Annotated in this window: 15 protein-coding genes; 13 read left to right on the top strand and 2 right to left on the bottom strand. The window is 64.2% G+C overall.

The genetic code is table 11. The annotated features are described in order from the left end of the window. Positions 1-831: 831 nt before the first annotated feature. Positions 832-1956: a hypothetical protein gene (locus tag ABH924_RS24015; RefSeq protein ID WP_404502928.1), complete on the bottom strand. Its 1125-nt coding sequence runs from the start codon at positions 1954-1956 to the stop codon at positions 832-834. A 6-nt stretch (positions 1957-1962) separates the two neighbouring features. Between ABH924_RS24015 and ABH924_RS24010 the strand changes: the two genes are divergently transcribed. The 9 genes from ABH924_RS24010 to xerD all read left to right on the top strand — a co-directional run bounded on the left by ABH924_RS24010 (position 1963) and on the right by xerD (position 11212). Continuing rightward, on the top strand, positions 1963-2793 hold the full coding sequence (locus ABH924_RS24010) for a hypothetical protein (protein ID WP_404502926.1): 831 nt from the start codon (positions 1963-1965) through the stop codon (positions 2791-2793). Beyond that, positions 2786-3775 carry an HAD-IIA family hydrolase gene (locus tag ABH924_RS24005; protein ID WP_404502924.1) on the top strand — a complete coding sequence of 330 codons (990 nt, stop codon included), beginning with the start codon at positions 2786-2788 and terminating at the stop codon, positions 3773-3775. The genes ABH924_RS24010 and ABH924_RS24005 overlap by 8 nt, the downstream gene beginning before the upstream one ends. 9 nt (positions 3776-3784) lie before the next feature. Further along, positions 3785-4009, top strand: a complete 225-nt coding sequence (locus ABH924_RS24000; RefSeq protein ID WP_234753740.1) for a hypothetical protein — start codon at positions 3785-3787, stop codon at positions 4007-4009. A 2-nt stretch (positions 4010-4011) separates the two neighbouring features. Further along, a complete protein-coding gene (locus tag ABH924_RS23995) occupies positions 4012-4824 on the top strand; it encodes a TlyA family RNA methyltransferase (RefSeq protein WP_404502922.1) in 813 nt (270 codons plus the stop codon). Between the two features lie 13 nt (positions 4825-4837). Continuing rightward, positions 4838-5860, top strand: a complete 1023-nt coding sequence (locus ABH924_RS23990) for an NAD kinase (protein ID WP_404502920.1) — start codon at positions 4838-4840, stop codon at positions 5858-5860. A 3-nt stretch (positions 5861-5863) separates the two neighbouring features. Further along, the gene (gene recN / locus ABH924_RS23985; RefSeq protein WP_404502918.1) at positions 5864-7603 is read left to right on the top strand and encodes a DNA repair protein RecN; all 1740 of its coding nucleotides are present in this window, start codon (positions 5864-5866) and stop codon (positions 7601-7603) included. A gap of 211 nt (positions 7604-7814) precedes the next feature. Continuing rightward, complete coding sequence (locus ABH924_RS23980; protein WP_234753744.1) at positions 7815-9557, top strand: CTP synthase; 1743 nt, start codon at positions 7815-7817, stop codon at positions 9555-9557. 27 nt (positions 9558-9584) lie between these two features. Further along, on the top strand, positions 9585-10247 hold the full coding sequence (locus ABH924_RS23975; protein ID WP_404502915.1) for an NUDIX domain-containing protein: 663 nt from the start codon (positions 9585-9587) through the stop codon (positions 10245-10247). A 2-nt stretch (positions 10248-10249) separates the two neighbouring features. Then, positions 10250-11212, top strand: a complete 963-nt coding sequence (gene xerD, locus ABH924_RS23970; protein WP_404502913.1) for a site-specific tyrosine recombinase XerD — start codon at positions 10250-10252, stop codon at positions 11210-11212. Between the two features lie 30 nt (positions 11213-11242). On the opposite strand, the gene ABH924_RS23965 is transcribed toward xerD, so the two are convergent. Next, a complete protein-coding gene (locus ABH924_RS23965) occupies positions 11243-11911 on the bottom strand; it encodes a hypothetical protein (RefSeq protein WP_404502911.1) in 669 nt (222 codons plus the stop codon). 133 nt (positions 11912-12044) lie between these two features. On the opposite strand from ABH924_RS23965, the gene ABH924_RS23960 reads away from it, so the two are divergent. The 4 genes from ABH924_RS23960 (at position 12045) to ABH924_RS23945 (ending at position 15522) form a co-directional block, all read left to right on the top strand. Beyond that, positions 12045-12554 (top strand): RNA polymerase sigma factor, encoded by a 510-nt coding sequence (locus ABH924_RS23960; RefSeq protein ID WP_404502909.1) that lies wholly within the window; start codon positions 12045-12047, stop codon positions 12552-12554. A 2-nt stretch (positions 12555-12556) separates the two neighbouring features. Beyond that, positions 12557-13885, top strand: coding sequence for a hypothetical protein (locus tag ABH924_RS23955; RefSeq protein WP_404502907.1), 1329 nt, complete (start codon positions 12557-12559; stop codon positions 13883-13885). A 110-nt stretch (positions 13886-13995) separates the two neighbouring features. Continuing rightward, the gene (locus tag ABH924_RS23950; protein WP_404502905.1) at positions 13996-14532 is read left to right on the top strand and encodes an NUDIX domain-containing protein; all 537 of its coding nucleotides are present in this window, start codon (positions 13996-13998) and stop codon (positions 14530-14532) included. 66 nt (positions 14533-14598) lie between these two features. After that, complete coding sequence (locus tag ABH924_RS23945; protein WP_404502903.1) at positions 14599-15522, top strand: hypothetical protein; 924 nt, start codon at positions 14599-14601, stop codon at positions 15520-15522. The last annotated feature ends 111 nt before the right edge of the window (positions 15523-15633 follow it).

The following is a 15633-nucleotide window of genomic DNA, read 5'->3' as shown; positions in this document are numbered from 1 at the left end:
AAGCTAAGACCCACAGCGCCGATGGTACTGCACCCGGGAGGGTGTGGGAGAGTAGGACACCGCCGGACAACCATTAACGGTCCAGGCCCCGACACCACGTGTCGGGGCCTGCACCATTTAACACACCAGCACCCCCAAACCCCCGCTCACCTATGACCCGGTTTCCACCAACGCCGGCTCACCTATGACCCGGTTTCCACCAACGCCGGCTCACCTATGACCCGGTTTCCACCAACGCCGGCTCACCTATGACCCGGTTTCCACCAACGACCCGGGCCGGCCCCAGCCCCCCACCCGCCCTCAGCGGAAGTGAGCCGGCGTCCCGCCTGAACCCCCTATAAGTGAGCCGGCGTCCGGCCGGAACCCCCTATACGTGAGCGGGCGTCCCGCCGGGACCCCCTGTATGTGAGCCGGCGTCCGGTCAGGACCCGGTATAGTGAGCGGGCGTCCCGCCGGGACCCCCTGTATGTGAGCCGGCGTCCGGTCAGGACCCGGTATAAGTGAGCGGGCGTCCGGCCGGGACCCGGCATATGTGAGCGGGCGTCCGGCCGGGACCCGGCATATGTGAGCGGGCGTTGTTTGAGGATTCCGACCATTTGGCAGCCCAAGGCGCCTGCACTCCGCCCTTGGACTCGGATCTGCCAGCCAGCCGAAGGGGGGGTCCGTCACGCCTGGGGTTGTGATGATTCCCACGGGAAGCTGAATAGGGGCCCTTCGAATGCGTTCGCGGATGGCTGTTCACCTAGAATTACATAAGAGATACGAGCCGGATCCCGGCGGCGTGAGAACAAAACACGGATAAGAGCGGCTGCGCATGCGCCAGTGGTCAGCTCACAACAGGAGGAATCCATCATGGCTGAGCACAACGGCGGCAACCGCGGCAACTTCGGCGGTGGCCGTGGCGATCGCGGTCCGTTCCGCGCCAACAACAATTCCGGGGGCGACCCGCGAGGATTCCGTTCCAAGGACAACCGTGACGGCGCTCCCGGCGCTGCCGGCGGCGATCGTGACCGTAAGCCGTTTGGTGATCGCGATCGTAAGCCGGCTGGTGATGGTGAGCGCCGTAGTTTTGGTGATCGTCCGCGGCGTGATGGGGATGCGCGCCCGAGTTTTGGTGATCGTGATCGTAAGCCTTTTGGTGATCGTCCGAGTCGTGAGGGTGATCGTGACCGCAAGCCCTTTGGCGATCGCGACCGCAGACCTTTTGGTGATCGTCCGCGGCGTGATGGGGATGCGCGCCCGAGTTTTGGTGATCGTGATCTTAAGCCTTTTGGTGATCGTCCGAGCCGTGAGGGTGATCGTGACCGCAAGCCCTTTGGCGACCGCGATCGTAAGCCTTTTGGTGATCGTCCGAGCCGTGAGGGTGATCGTGACCGCAAGCCCTTTGGCGACCGCGATCGCAAGCCGTTTGGTGATCGTCCGAGTCGTGAGGGTGATCGTGACCGCAAGCCCTTTGGCGACCGCGATCGTAAGCCTTTTGGTGATCGTCCGAGTCGTGAGGGTGATCGTGACCGCAAGCCCTTTGGCGACCGCGATCGCAAGCCGTTTGGTGATCGTCCGAGTCGTGAAGGTGATCGTGACCGCAAGCCTTTTGGTGATCGTCCTCGTCGTGATGGGGATGCGCGCCCGAGTTTTGGCGACCGCGACCGTAAGCCGTTCGGCGACCGTCTGCGCCGCGAAGGCGACGGAGAGCGCCGTAGCTTCGGCGATCGCCCCGAGCGCGGTCCCCGCAAGTTCGATGGCCCACGTACCGAGGGACGTAGCTTCGGCGGCGGATCCTGGGAAGATCGTCCCGCGCGGGTTCCGAACGCCGCGGATCTGCGCAGCGCCAACCGCCCGGACCGCGAGCGTTCCCCGGAGATCGACGACGACGTTACGGGCCAGGAGCTCGACCGGGTCACCAAGCACCAGATCAAGACCCTTGAAGGGACCAATGCCGATTGGGTCGCGAAGCACCTGGTGATGGCGGGCCGCCTCATCGATATCGACCCTGAGCTGTCCTTCCAGCACGCCTTGGCCGCTAGCCGCCGTGGCGGACGCTTGGCCGCCGTCCGTGAGGCTGTGGGCCTGACCGCCTACGCTGCTGGTCACTATGGCGAGGCGCTTCGCGAATTCCGCACCTACCGCCGGATCAGCGGCTCCAACGTCCATTTGCCCCTCATGGCTGACTGCGAACGCGGCCTGGGGCGGCCGGACCGTGCGCTGGACGTCGTCCGTTCTCCCGAAGCACAGGACCTCGACGCCCCCGGCAAGGTTGAGCTGGCGATTGTCGCCTCGGGAGCCAGGACCGACCTTGGACAGTTGGACGCCGCAGTGGCCGAGCTGGAGATCATCCAACTCGACATCAACCGCGCCTTCTCCTACAGCCCGCGCCTGTTCCGTGCCTACGCAGACGCCCTGACGGCAGTGGGTCGCACGGAAGAAGCCGGCAAGTGGCAGCGCCAGGCAGTCGTGGCTGAAAATGCCCTCGGCGTTGGAGACTTCGAGGACCCGGACATCATCGACCTCGGCGAGGACGATGAAAACGAAGCTCGCAAGCCTCGTTTCCGGAACATCGAAGAGGACACGCAGCGAGCCGGAGACAGCAAGTCCGAGGCTGCGCCCGCAAGCGCGGAGACGGTCATTGGCTCTGAAGCCACCGAACAAGACGACGTGGAACTCGACGACGTTGAGTCTGACTACTTTGAGTCCGACGACGCCGAGTCGGACCGCGATTCCGTCGAGGACTCCGAAGAGGACGAGGAAGACGGAGAAAAGGCTTCCGAGGGCGGCGAAGAGACCAAGAATGACTGAGTCCTCACTGGTTTCGCAATTCGACGCCGTCCTGTCTGATCTGGACGGAGTTGTCTACGCAGGTCCGCATGCCATTCCCGGCGCTGTGGAGTCCCTGCAGCGGCTCGAATCGGTCGGGGTGCGCCTGGGCTATGTAACCAACAACGCCTCGCGTACCCCGGCACAGGTTGCCGCGCATCTTCGTGAACTTGGCGCGCCGGCTGACGACAACCAAGTGGTCAGTTCTTCGCAGGCCGCCGGGGATCTTTTGGCCGGACTCCTTGCTCCGGGTTCGCGGGTGATGATTACCGGCAGTCCGGCGCTGGCCCACGAAGTCGAACTCGTGGGCCTCACGCCAGTCCACAGCGCCAAAGAGAACCCTGTGGCTGTGGTCCAGGGCTTCAACCCGGAAATCGGGTGGAAGGATCTGGCCGAGGCGTCCTACGTTGTTGCCGCGGGCGCCCTCTGGGTGGCTACCAATACGGACATGTCCATTCCCCAGGCCCGCGGGATTGCTCCTGGAAACGGCACCCTCGTTGCCGCCGTCGCGTCTGCCACGGGAAAACAGCCGCGGGTCGCTGGCAAGCCGGAGGCCCCGCTCTTCCACTCGGCGGCACGGAGGCTGAAGTCAGAGCGCCCGATCGTTGTCGGAGACCGGCTGGACACCGACATCCTTGGCGGCAACCGTGCGGGCTTCGCGACGGCGGCCGTGCTCACCGGCGTCGACACGCCTGAGTCAATCCTGGCTGCACGCAGCTCGGAACGCCCCGGCTACTTGCTGGCTGATCTCACGGAACTGCACGAGCCGTACCCCGAGATCGTCGAGGACGACAGCACGTTCCGCTGCGGAAAGGCAACTGCCGAAGTCCAAGATGGTCTCATCACCGTGACCGGGTCCGAGAAGGATCTGGACGCCTGGCGTGCTGCGTGCGCCGCCTGGTGGGCCGCCAATCCCGACGCGGCAGAGGCTACATCGCCGCGGCTCGAATGGCTGGAAAACTAGACTGGTCCAATGAGCGAGTTGAACGATCACCCGGAGAGTGCCGTCGACATGGACGGCCTAGGACCGCACGATGCCCCATGGCCGGACGACACGGCCGCTACAGGTGACGCAGCCGTGGATTCCGCCTTGGAGCGACTGGCGGGCATCACCGCTGTGCCGGTGGCCGAGCACAGCGGTATCTACGCCGAGATCCACGACTCCCTGATGGCGTCCCTCGACGACGAAGAACGCTGAGCATGGCCAGACTCGACCAGGAACTCGTCAGCCGTGGATTGGCGAGATCGCGGACCCATGCCGCGAAACTTATTGCGGACGGAAAAGTCAGTTCCGGGGGAAGTGTTCTCGCCAAGGCAGCGCAACAAGTCTCCGAAGAGACGGAAATTGATGTTCAAGCCCGCGCCGAGGACGTTTACGCCAGCCGCGCCGGACACAAACTGGCCGGGGCGCTGGAGGCGTTCCCTTCCGTTCTTGTGGAAGGGAAGCGGTGCCTCGACGCCGGAGCCTCCACCGGTGGCTTCACAGACGTGCTGCTCCGGCAAGGTGCCGCGCATGTAGTGGCGGTCGACGTCGGGCATGACCAGTTGGTGCCGTCCCTGCGGAACGATCCCCGCGTCGCAGTCCATGAGGGACTCAACGTCCGCTACATGACGCCCCAGCAGATCGGCGGCCCGGCAGCGCTCACTGTGGCAGACCTGTCCTTCATTTCCCTGACCCTGGTACTCCATCCGCTCGCTGCATGCACCGAACCCGGGGGCGACCTCGTGCTTATGGTCAAGCCGCAATTCGAGGTCGGCAAGGAACGGCTGAGCCGCACGGGCGTCGTCACCTCCGATCATGAACGGCACCGCGCGGTGGCCCAAGTCGCCAAAGCGGCCGTGGACGCAGGGCTTGAACTCTGTGGCCTGGCACCCAGTCCCTTGCCGGGCCAGGACGGAAATGTGGAGTACTTCCTGTGGATAAAACGCAGGATGCAGTCGGACTTGCCTAAGATCGAAGAGCGGGACGAGGAAGTTGCTGCACTGATGGAACGAATCTGGACCACCCACTAGAAAGCAGAACACCATGAGCAGGCGCGTTTTGGTCCTTGCCCACACCGGGCGTGAGGACTCCCTTCGCGCGGCTTGGGATGCCTGCGGGCAGCTCCACTACTCCGGCCTGATCCCCGTGATGCAGAAGTCTGAACTGGACGACATCGAGCGGTTCTTTGGTGTGGTGGATAAGCCGATCGAGATACTCCACGAGGATGTCCGGTTGGAGGACGTCGAACTCGTCATGGTTCTTGGCGGCGACGGCACTATCCTGCGCGCGGCCGAGCTGGTCCGCAACGTCGATGTTCCCCTGTTGGGCGTCAACCTCGGGCATGTCGGCTTCCTTGCCGAGAGCGAGCGGGCCGATCTTGCCCAGACCGTCGAGTGGATTGCCAGCCGTGAATACACGGTGGAAGAGCGCATGACCATCGATGTCCAGGTGTGGGTCCGTGGCCAAAAGATCTGGCATACCTGGGCCCTCAACGAAGCCGCCATTGAAAAGGCTGACCGGGAGCGCATGATCGAGGTGGTGACCGAAGTGGATGAACGTCCGCTGACGTCTTTCGGCTGTGATGGAGTGGTGCTTGCTACCCCTACGGGCTCCACGGCCTATGCCTTCTCATCCGGCGGGCCGGTGGTGTGGCCCGAGGTGGAGGCCCTGGTGATTGTCCCCATTAGCGCCCATGCCCTCTTCGCGAAGCCCCTCGTGGTTTCGCCGCGGTCCAGGCTGGCTGTGGAGATCCTCACCCGGACCGACGCCCAAGGCGTGCTTTGGTGCGATGGCCGTCGCTCCGTGGATCTGCCGCCCGGCGCCCGGATCGAAGTGACCCGGTCCACCCGGCCTGTACGGCTTGCCCGCACCCACCAGACCCCGTTTTCGGCGCGGCTCGTGCGGAAGTTTGAGCTCCCCATCCACGGCTGGCGGGGTCCGGCACCCCGTTCGGCTGACATCCACACCGGTCCTACCCCCGTGATCAGGACCTTCAAGCCCAGCCCTTTGCCGGCCCCCCAGGACGTGCGGACGGGCAGAGCGGCCGACCCCACAAAGGAGATGTAAACCATGATCGAGGAACTCCGGATCCGTGATCTCGGCGTCATCACCGACGCCACGTTGCCGTTGGGGCCCGGCCTGAGTGTCGTCACGGGTGAAACCGGTGCCGGCAAGACCATGGTGGTCACCGCCGTCGGGCTCCTTTTGGGAGCGCGGTCCGACGCCGGCGCGGTGCGCTCCGGTGCCAAGTCGGCCTCTGCAGAGGCCCGGCTCTTGCTTGATCCGGGGCACGCCGCCGTGGAGCGGGCCGTGGAGGCCGGCGGCGACGCGGAAGAGTACGACGGCGGCACCCAGCTCCTGCTGGCCCGCACCGTGGGCGCAGACGGCCGCAGCCGTGCTTTCGTGGGCGGGCGGTCGGCGCCTGTGGGCGTGTTGGCGGAACTTGGCGAGAGCCTGGTGGTGGTGCATGGCCAGTCGGACCAGATACGGCTCAAGGGTGCCGTCGCGCAGCGGCAGGCACTGGACCGCTTCGCCGGGGCCGACCTCGCCGCGACGCTCACGGAATACCAGGAGCTTTACAGCCATTGGAAGTCCATCCAAGCGGAGCTCGACACCCTTCGCGGCGAGGCCCGGGAAAGGCTGCGCGAGGCGGAATCGCTCGCGGTCGCGCTCAACGAAATCGACGACGTCGATCCACAGCCGGGCGAGGACGAATCCCTCAAGGCCGAGGCAGTGAAGCTGGCGAACGTGGAAGAGCTGCGCATCGCCGCCGCGGCGGCGCACGAAGCCCTGATCTCGGAGGAATTCGGCGAAACAGCCGATGCCACGACGCTCATTGACTCGGCCAAACGGGCGCTGGACCAGGTTTCCGAACACGACGAAGCGTTGGCGGGAGCCGCCGCACGGCTCGCCGAAATCGGCTTCCTCATCAACGACATCGCGGGGGAACTGTCCAGCTACCAAGCATCCCTGGACTCCGAAGGACCCGAACGGCTCTCGGAGATCGAGGAGCGGCGCGCAGCACTGGCCAAACTCATCCGGAAGTACGCACCGAGCATCGACGAGGTCTTGGAATGGGCAGCAGCTTCGAGGACCCGGCTGGACGAACTGCAGGATGACTCGAGCCGAATCGAAGCCCTTGACGCCGAGGTGACCGCTGCGGAGTCCACACTGCGAAGGCAAGCCGCGCGCATCTCGAAGTCGCGATCGAAGGCGGCCAAAGACCTTTCTGCGCGCGTGAGTGCGGAACTCACCGCCCTTGCCATGGCCGATGCAACCCTGGTGATCGAGGTGGACAGCCAAGGACAGTTGGGGCCGCACGGCGTCGACGACATCTCTTTCCTCCTGCAACCGCACTCAGGTGCCCCTGCCCGCCCCCTGGGCAAGGGGGCGTCCGGTGGTGAGTTGTCCCGCGTCATGCTTGCTATCGAAGTGGTCCTCGCCGCCGTTGATCCGGTGCCCACCTTCGTCTTTGACGAAGTAGATGCCGGAGTGGGCGGGCGTGCCGCCGTCGAGATCGGACGCCGGCTTGCCATGCTGGCCCGCCACGTCCAGGTGCTGGTGGTAACCCATCTCCCGCAGGTGGCCGCCTTCGCCGACCAACACATTCGGGTCACCAAGACCTCGGTCAGGGGAAGCGACGGCAAGACCGCCACGGGCTTCACGTCCAGCGACGTCCAGCTCCTCGATGACGAGGAACGCGTGAAGGAGCTTGCGAGGATGCTGGCAGGTCAGGAAGACTCGGAGTCTGCGCGGGCTCATGCCCAGGAGTTGCTGGACGACGCGAAGCTTCTGCCCCAGCAGGCGTAGCCACCCGGCTGGGGTTTGGGACATCGGTCACATGAACGCATTCGCCGGGCCGGGAGCACACTTCTGCGGGACCTGATCCCGCGCTGCGGATTCCCGGCCGGCTGAGCTGTTTTCCCCGGTCGGGTGGACTTTACTCTTGATCCTTGCCCCACGGCAGGGGACTATTGAGCATTTGGGAAAACGGCTAGCGGATCCTTTGGAGGCGCAATTGATGATAGGCTCGAATTCCGTGGTGCAGCGATCAAATTCCCGTGTAAATTCCCGGTTCCCGGGCTCGTCCAAGACGACCAAACACATCTTTGTCACTGGCGGTGTGGCGTCCTCGCTCGGTAAGGGACTGACGGCTTCGAGCCTCGGCCACTTGCTGCGGGCACGCGGTTTGTCTGTAACTATGCAGAAGCTCGATCCCTATCTGAACGTGGATCCGGGCACGATGAACCCCTTCCAGCACGGCGAAGTCTTCGTTACTGACGACGGCGCCGAAACCGACCTCGACATCGGACACTACGAGCGCTTCCTCGATGAAAACCTTGAGGGTTCGGCCAACGTCACGACCGGCCAGATCTACTCGACAGTCATCGCCAAGGAACGGCGAGGTGAGTACCTCGGCGACACCGTCCAGGTCATCCCGCACATCACGGATGAGATCAAGCGCCGCATGCGCCTCCCCGCTGAGGGCAAAAACGCTCCGGACGTCATCATCACCGAAATCGGCGGCACGGTTGGCGACATCGAGTCCCAGCCTTTCCTCGAGTCCGCACGCCAGGTCCGCCAGGACATCGGCCGCAACAACGTCTTTTTCCTCCACGTCTCCTTGGTGCCGTACATCGGCCCGTCGCAGGAACTGAAGACCAAACCAACGCAGCACTCCGTTGCCGCCTTGCGCTCCCTCGGCATCCAGCCGGAAGCGATCGTGATCCGTTCGGACCGCGAAGTGCCCGACGCCATGCGCGAAAAGATCGGCCGCATGTGCGACGTCGATATTGACGCCGTGGTCAATGCCGCCGATGCTCCCAGCATCTACGACATCCCCAAGACGCTGCACTCCCAGGGCCTTGACTCCTACGTCGTCCGAGCCCTGGATCTCCCGTTCAAGGACGTCGACTGGACCAGCTGGGACAAGCTCCTCGAAGCAGTACACAACCCCAAGCACCATGTAGAAGTTGCCCTCGTGGGCAAGTACATCGACCTCCCGGACGCTTACCTGTCCGTGACCGAGGCCTTGCGTGCCGGCGGTTTCGCGAACGAAACCAAGGTCAAGATCCGCTGGGTCCCGTCCGACGAATGCGAAACCCTCGAAGGCGCCACCAAGTCCTTGGCCGGCGTCGACGCCATTTGTGTCCCCGGCGGCTTCGGTATCCGTGGCCTGGAGGGCAAGCTCGGCGCGCTCAAGTTCGCCCGCGAGACGAAGCTTCCGGTGCTGGGCCTTTGCCTCGGTCTTCAGTGCATGGTCATCGAGTACGCCCGCAATGTGGTCGGCCTCGAGGGTGCGTCCTCCAGCGAGTTCGAGCCCGACTCCAAGTACCCGGTCATCGCCACCATGGAGGAACAGCTCGACATCGTTGACGGCAAGGGCGACCTTGGCGGCACGATGCGCCTGGGCCTTTACGAAGCCAAGCTGGATGAAGGCTCCGTGGTTGCAGAGACCTACGGCGCTACAACCGTTAGCGAGCGTCACCGCCACCGCTACGAGGTCAACAACAAGTACCGCGAGCAGATCGCAGCCGAGGGACTCGTGTTCTCCGGAACGTCTCCCGATGGCAAGCTTGTTGAGTTCGTGGAACTGCCGCGCGAAGTACACCCGTACTACGTCGCAACACAGGCCCACCCCGAGCTCAGCTCCCGCCCCACGCGCCCCCACCCGCTGTTTGCCGGCCTCGTGAAGGCGGCGCTGGAGCGTCAGTCAGGCGTGGATTCGGCAGCAAAGTCAGCCCGCAAGGTAGCTGCAAAGTAATCGCTCACACAAACGAAGGACGGCGCGATGCCCGGTATTTCTGAAACCCCCAGCACTTTTCGGAAGGTTTCGGACATGCCGAGCCCGCGCCGTCTTTTGTCGTCCAGCAAGGTCTATGAAGGCCGGATCTGGGACGTCGTCAGTGACGCCTTCGAACTGGGCGAAGACACCGGTACTTTGGTCCGCGACTACATCGACCATCCCGGCGCTGTTGCGGTGCTGCCGATGAACGTCGACGGCGAAATCCTGTTGCTCAAGCAATATCGCCACCCCGTGGGCATGGATCTGTGGGAGATTCCTGCCGGGCTTCTTGACGTGGCCGGCGAAGACTTCGTCGTCGGCGCAGCCCGGGAGCTCGCGGAAGAGGCCGATCTTACGGCGGCCACGTGGAATGTCCTCGCGGACTTCTTCAACTCACCTGGCTCCTCGAGCGAGGCGATTCGAATCTATCTGGCCCGCGGATTGGGAGACGTGCCCGAGGCGGAACGGCACCTCCGCACGGAGGAGGAATCCGAAATCGAGCTTGTGTGGGTACCGCTCGACGAAGCTGTTTCAGCGGTGCTCGAAGGCCGCCTGCACAACCCGTCCGCCGTCGTCGGGATCCTCGCGGCCGCCGCCGCACGCGCCGACGGCTTCCGGAACCTGCGGCCGGCCAACGCTCCCTGGCCTGCCCACCCGAGCCAGCGCTGACCGTGCCCCAGCTCGCGGAGACCAGGGTCCAGACCGCCATTGACCGGGCCATCACGGACTACCTGCAACACCTCGGGGTGGAACGAGGCCTCGCAAGCAACACTTTGTCCGCTTACCGCCGGGATCTGTCCCGCTATTCGAACTTCCTGGCAGGGTCCGGCGTCGACAACCCGGGCAATATCTCCCGCCACGATGTCACCGCCTTTGTCCAGGCCCTGGCCGACGGCTCCGACGGCGGAGCCGCACTCGGCGTCCGCTCCGCCGCACGCACCGTGGTTGCCGTCCGGGGGCTCCACAAGTTTTGGGCCCTGGAGGGGACGACGACGGCGGACCCCGCGAGCGATGTCCACCCGCCAATGCCCGGCAAGCGTCTGCCGAAGGCCATTAGCGTCGGCGAAGTGACACGGATCCTTGAGGCCGCCGGAGCCGATACCGCCACCGGGCTGAGGGACCGGGCCCTTTTGGAGTTCCTTTACTCCACGGGTGCCCGCATCAGCGAAGCGGTGGGCCTTGACGTCGACGATGTCTCCCTCGAAGCGGAAGCCGATGGTCCCGCGATCGTGCGGCTCTTCGGAAAAGGCTCCAAGGAGCGCTTGGTGCCGCTGGGGTCCTACGGTGCCCGCGCCGTCGGCTCCTACGTAGTTCGTGGAAGACCTGCGCTGGCCGCCAAGGGAAAAGGCACCCCGGCACTGTTCCTGAACGCCCGCGGAGGCCGGATCAGCCGGCAGAGTGCCTGGACCATTCTCAAGACTGCGGCAGAGAAGGCCAACATCACCAAGGACGTCTCGCCTCACACCCTGCGGCATTCGTTCGCCACACACCTGCTTGAGGGCGGCGCCGATGTCCGGGTGGTGCAGGAACTCCTGGGCCACGCCTCGGTGACCACCACGCAGGTGTACACCTTGGTCACTGCCGACACCTTGCGTGAGGTGTATGCGGCTGCGCATCCACGGGCGCTCGGCTGACGCCTCGCACCGAACGCGGTCCGGTGCCGGTCACGCCAAGACGCTAAAGGTGAGCTCCACCGCGTTCAGGAACAGCGCCAGAATAGACATGCCGAGACCGGCCACGAGCAGAAGGCCCGGGTGCGCCAAGCCGACAACGACCCGTCTCAGCTTCGGGCGGCAGCGCAGGAATTTCCTCGGCACCCGCGAGCTGGCGGGACTTTGACTCCAGCCACGCAGACGGCGCAGGAACCATGCGCAGCGGACGATGAAAGCCATCCACAGCACCGAAATGACAAGCGGGACAGCTGCCACGAGCAAGGTGAACCCCAAGGACGTGACTTCGCGCTCGGAATTTCCGACAGTGGCCTGGACAGCGGTGGAGATCGAGGCGCTCATGACCACCGAAACGCCCCACACGAGGAATGCAGTCACCAGTGCAAGGAATCGCACGAAGAAGTGGCCCAGCACTGATTCGTTTTGTGGTTTCAAATGCCTGCGGGGAGTCGCGTGCAGCACCGCGAGTGTGGATAGAAGGGTCGGAAGTGCGGCCATGCCGACCAGCAGGTACCAACTCCAGCCGGCCAGGTCCAGGAATTCATCGAGGACGATCAACAACGCCCAGAATCCGGTCCAAACCCACCCGGCGTAGAGCGGATGCCGGACCAGCCAGCCAGGCAGCCAAGCCTCCGAGGCTTGCTCGTTCCCCTCTTGACTCATGGCGACACTCTAGCAATCGGCGGCTCGTGCCGGTCCGGTTGGCGTGGCAGCGCTGTAACCTGCGGGCTCGTGCCGGAAACTATACAGTTAGCCAGGGTTTTGGCTTGGGGTTTCGGATTGAGAGTGGGGGATTGTGCTTTCCGAGGGGGAATCGGCGTTCGTTGCGTTGCATAGGGATACGTACCCGCGCATATTCCGTTTTGTGCGGCGACGCGTGGATGATCCGCAAGTGGCTGAAGAGTTGGCTGCGGACGTGTTCCGTGTCGCTTGGCAGAAATGGGATGAAGCGTCGTCGGTGGATGTGGCCTGGTTGTTCACCGTGGCGAGAAATCTTCTGGGGAACGCTTATCGGAGTCATAGGCGCCAGGTAGCCCTGCATGAGCGCCTCCGTGAGTCCGTGGCTACCGGCGACGTGGCCGGGAACGGACATTCGATGGTGGATGAGGTCCTGGATTCCCTACGGGAGAAAGACCGGGACATTCTTCAGTTGGCGTATTGGGATCAATTGACGGTCCTGGAAATCGCGGCCGTCCTGCAGTGCGGGGAGTCGGCCGCGAAGGTGCGCTTGCACCGGGCGCGGGAGGCTTTCCGAAAGTTACTGCCAACCGGTAGCGGTGCGGTGGCACAGAAGTTGGGGGCATAGGGATGGATCCGATCCGAGAACTGATTGAAGAGGCCGATCCGCTGCGCAGCGGCGCCGGCGCCATGCCGGATGCAGACGCGGCTTTGGCCCGGGTGGTGGCTGCTCCGGGCAACGGCGTGGATAAGTTGCCGCCGAATGTTCGGTCCATGGCGGCTGCACGTCGGCTGCGGAATGCCAGGATTGCAGGGCTGCTGACGATGGCCGCGGCCGCGGTGACCACCGGGGTGCTTGTGGCGACGCACCTGGGTTCGATCAATGCTGTCCCGGTTCCGGCCGGAACGTCCTCCGCAACGCCAAGCGCGTCACCGACGGCTACAGCAACGGCGGACGGCACCGCGAGCCCGACGGAGAGCCCGACCGCGACGGCAAGCCCGACGACGACCACGTCGCTTGCCGGCGTCGGACACGGTGAATGCACGATTGAAAACCTGACGGGAGCCATGACGTCATTGGAGCGGCTGAAGCCGGTTCTTCGGCTTGTGGGCTGCAAAGCCGGATGGATGGGCATCATGGCGCCGGCACCAAGCGACAACCCGAATCCGGAACCGGGAGACTGGTTCTGGATCGCCAGGCTTGTCAACGGGAGCTACGTGCAGCAAACCAGCCTTGGGAACTGGGCCGGTGCTGCGTCCAACAATGATCGGCTGACGGCTGAGCAATTCATGGACAAGGCGTTCGTCACCAACGGAATCCCGGTCGAGCTTCGTCCCGTTCTGGTCGGTTCCCCGGAGCCTGGATCCCTCGCTGCCGAAGGTCTCAAGGCTTACGAGGACCTGTCCACGGGCTACAAAGTGAGCTTCACCTATCCCGCCGCGTGGCAATTGGGTGACCCGGGCAGCCTTTCCTTGACGGGCGGTCCTGGAACTGCGCTCACGGACTCCACCGGCAAGTCCATGGCACGGCTCGCCTTGGGGGAAACCAACGACTGGAGCCTGAGCAGTTGCCTCAACAAGGCGCCTTACAAGATCCTCGACAGTCAGCCGATGCCTGGGTTGCCGACAGACCCCGCGTCGCCAGCCCAGGGAACACCAAGGTTCGTCTACGTCGCAATGACGTCAGCCGCAAATGACGGGGGTCCGGTTCAGGCAGGGATAGGAATTACCAACCGTATTGCCGGACAGGAGGGGATAGGGTGCGTCCTCGATCTCGCGGTGGCAGGACCCGGCCCCTTGAAGTTCTTCAGCTTCGCCGATCGCCGCCCATTGGGCGGACCGTTGTGGGGCCTTTACAAATTCAACACAGTCGAAGAAGCCGCGGCCTTCACCCAGACACAGGGCTATAAGGATCTCAAGGCTGTCATCACTTCGCTCACGATCACCAAGATGGGCTAGCGACAAAGCCGCGACGCCGGGCCTGTACCATGCTCGCGTGGGCCCACCCCGAGCTCCCTGACCGGCCCGGCGTCGTTCTTCAGGGGCGAGGCAGTCGTAGGCTTGATGCCATGACAGCCGCCCACGTGACCCTCTGTTTTCTCCTCCGCGAGGTCGATGCCGGCCGGGAGGTCCTCCTTGGACGCAAGCGCACCGGCTTCGGCCAGGGCAAGGTAGTGGGCGTCGGCGGCCATGTGGAGGAGGGTGAGACCGCCGTCGAAGCGGTCTGCCGGGAAGTCCGCGAGGAAGTCTACGTCGATGTTGACCCGGAGGACCTGGTGGCCGCAGGAACTGTGGACTTTGTGTTCCCTGCCAAGCCTGAATGGAACATGTTTACCACCGTGTTCCTCGCCGAATCCTGGGTGGGGGAGCCTTCCGAGAGCGACGAGATCACACCGCAGTGGTACCCGGCGGAGGACCTGCCGGTAGCCCATATGTGGGCCGACGCCGAGCACTGGCTTCCCGCGATGATGAATGGCCGGCGCATGGATGTACGCGTAGTACTCGCCGATGACAACGAGAACGTGGCCGAAGTCTTCCACTCAGACTGGACCGACGACGGAGCAACCGCGCGTGCGTCCGCCCGGAATTGGATGCCGGGGCTGTAACCTCAGGACGCTTGACGGAAACTTACACGATGAACGCCCAGTTCGGGCGCTACCGGCAAAGGGGGAATGGTGGATTCTAGGCGCCACGATGGCCACGGACTGTCCATGCAGGACGACGAAACCATGGAGCGTTCATACCGCTCCGAGATCGACGGAAACATGTTGGGCATGGACTCAACGGACGTTGAACGGAAAAGGAAGATGCGGAGACTCAGAATCATCGTGTTGGTGGCTCTTGCCGCAGCCGTCCTCGCGGCGGGATTCCTCGTTGCCGGCAACCTGGGGTCCCAGGGACAGGCGCAGAGCGGAAGCCAGCTGCAGGCACCCGCAGCTACGACGGCCCCTGCGACGACTGCTTCATCGCCATCGGCGTCGGCCACGGCCTCGGCTTCAACGGTCGCTACCGACGAACCAACAGCATCAACACCATCGACGGCGGGCCCTGCGTGGACGAGCTTCGTCAGCGCCAGCGCCCACGCGCAGTTCGATCTCCCGGCGGGCTGGACGGCCGCCGACGTTCCAGCCGGCACCGCAAGCAATCCGGCATCCGGAATCCAGGTGACCGACGAGGCGGGCAGCATGGTGGCGAAGTTCTACTACGGCACGGGCGGCGGCGTAGGCGGGGCATGCGGCCCGGGAACGTACAAGCAAACGGAGCTCGACAGAGCTGCCTCTTCACTGCAGGGGCAGTGGGTCACCGATTCGCAGGTCCGGTTCTCCTACCATGTGCTGGACCAGACGGCCCAAGGTAAGGGCATCAGCTACCAGATCGGCCTGGTAGACAAGTTCAGCGGTGAACTCGGGGACAGCTGCCTGATGTACACATTCTTAGGGAGTGCGCCGAAGGGCACTTTGTCTTTTGCTACGAGCGATGCCCAGGCCCCCGGCTCCCGCACTTTCAGCACCATGGCGGAAGCCACGCAGTACTTGCAGACACCTGAATACCAGAAGCTCAAGCGGGTGATCACCAGCCTGCAGCTCATTCAGTAGCTTGATGTACGACGGCGGGGCGGGGGGGGTGGGGGGGGCGGGCCAAACAAAAAAGGGCCCCGCCGCCGAGAGGTATAAACACAACAATGGGGCGAAATCAAACGCTGTTAG

Source organism: Arthrobacter sp. GAS37 (assembly GCF_044908325.1).
GTDB classification, from domain to species: Bacteria; Actinomycetota; Actinomycetes; order Actinomycetales; family Micrococcaceae; genus Arthrobacter; species Arthrobacter ramosus.
The sequence above is the reverse complement of the archived record's forward strand: the minus strand, read 5'-3'. Positions and strand labels throughout refer to the sequence as shown.

Bases quoted from the DNA above. Each gene is read 5' to 3' on its own strand.
- ABH924_RS23945 (WP_404502903.1), top strand. From the start codon at position 14,599: ATGGTGGATTCTAGGCGCCACGATGGCCACGGACTGTCCATGCAGGAC.
- ABH924_RS23995 (WP_404502922.1), top strand. From the start codon at position 4,012: ATGGCCAGACTCGACCAGGAACTCGTCAGCCGTGGATTGGCGAGATCG.
- ABH924_RS24010 (WP_404502926.1), top strand. From the start codon at position 1,963: ATGGCGGGCCGCCTCATCGATATCGACCCTGAGCTGTCCTTCCAGCAC.
- ABH924_RS23955 (WP_404502907.1), top strand. From the start codon at position 12,557: ATGGATCCGATCCGAGAACTGATTGAAGAGGCCGATCCGCTGCGCAGC.
- ABH924_RS23990 (WP_404502920.1), top strand. From the start codon at position 4,838: ATGAGCAGGCGCGTTTTGGTCCTTGCCCACACCGGGCGTGAGGACTCC.
- ABH924_RS24000 (WP_234753740.1), top strand. From the start codon at position 3,785: ATGAGCGAGTTGAACGATCACCCGGAGAGTGCCGTCGACATGGACGGC.
- ABH924_RS23965 (WP_404502911.1), bottom strand. From the start codon at position 11,911: ATGAGTCAAGAGGGGAACGAGCAAGCCTCGGAGGCTTGGCTGCCTGGC.
- ABH924_RS23975 (WP_404502915.1), top strand. From the start codon at position 9,585: ATGCCCGGTATTTCTGAAACCCCCAGCACTTTTCGGAAGGTTTCGGAC.
- ABH924_RS24005 (WP_404502924.1), top strand. From the start codon at position 2,786: ATGACTGAGTCCTCACTGGTTTCGCAATTCGACGCCGTCCTGTCTGAT.
- recN (WP_404502918.1), top strand. From the start codon at position 5,864: ATGATCGAGGAACTCCGGATCCGTGATCTCGGCGTCATCACCGACGCC.
- ABH924_RS23950 (WP_404502905.1), top strand. From the start codon at position 13,996: ATGACAGCCGCCCACGTGACCCTCTGTTTTCTCCTCCGCGAGGTCGAT.
- ABH924_RS23980 (WP_234753744.1), top strand. From the start codon at position 7,815: ATGATAGGCTCGAATTCCGTGGTGCAGCGATCAAATTCCCGTGTAAAT.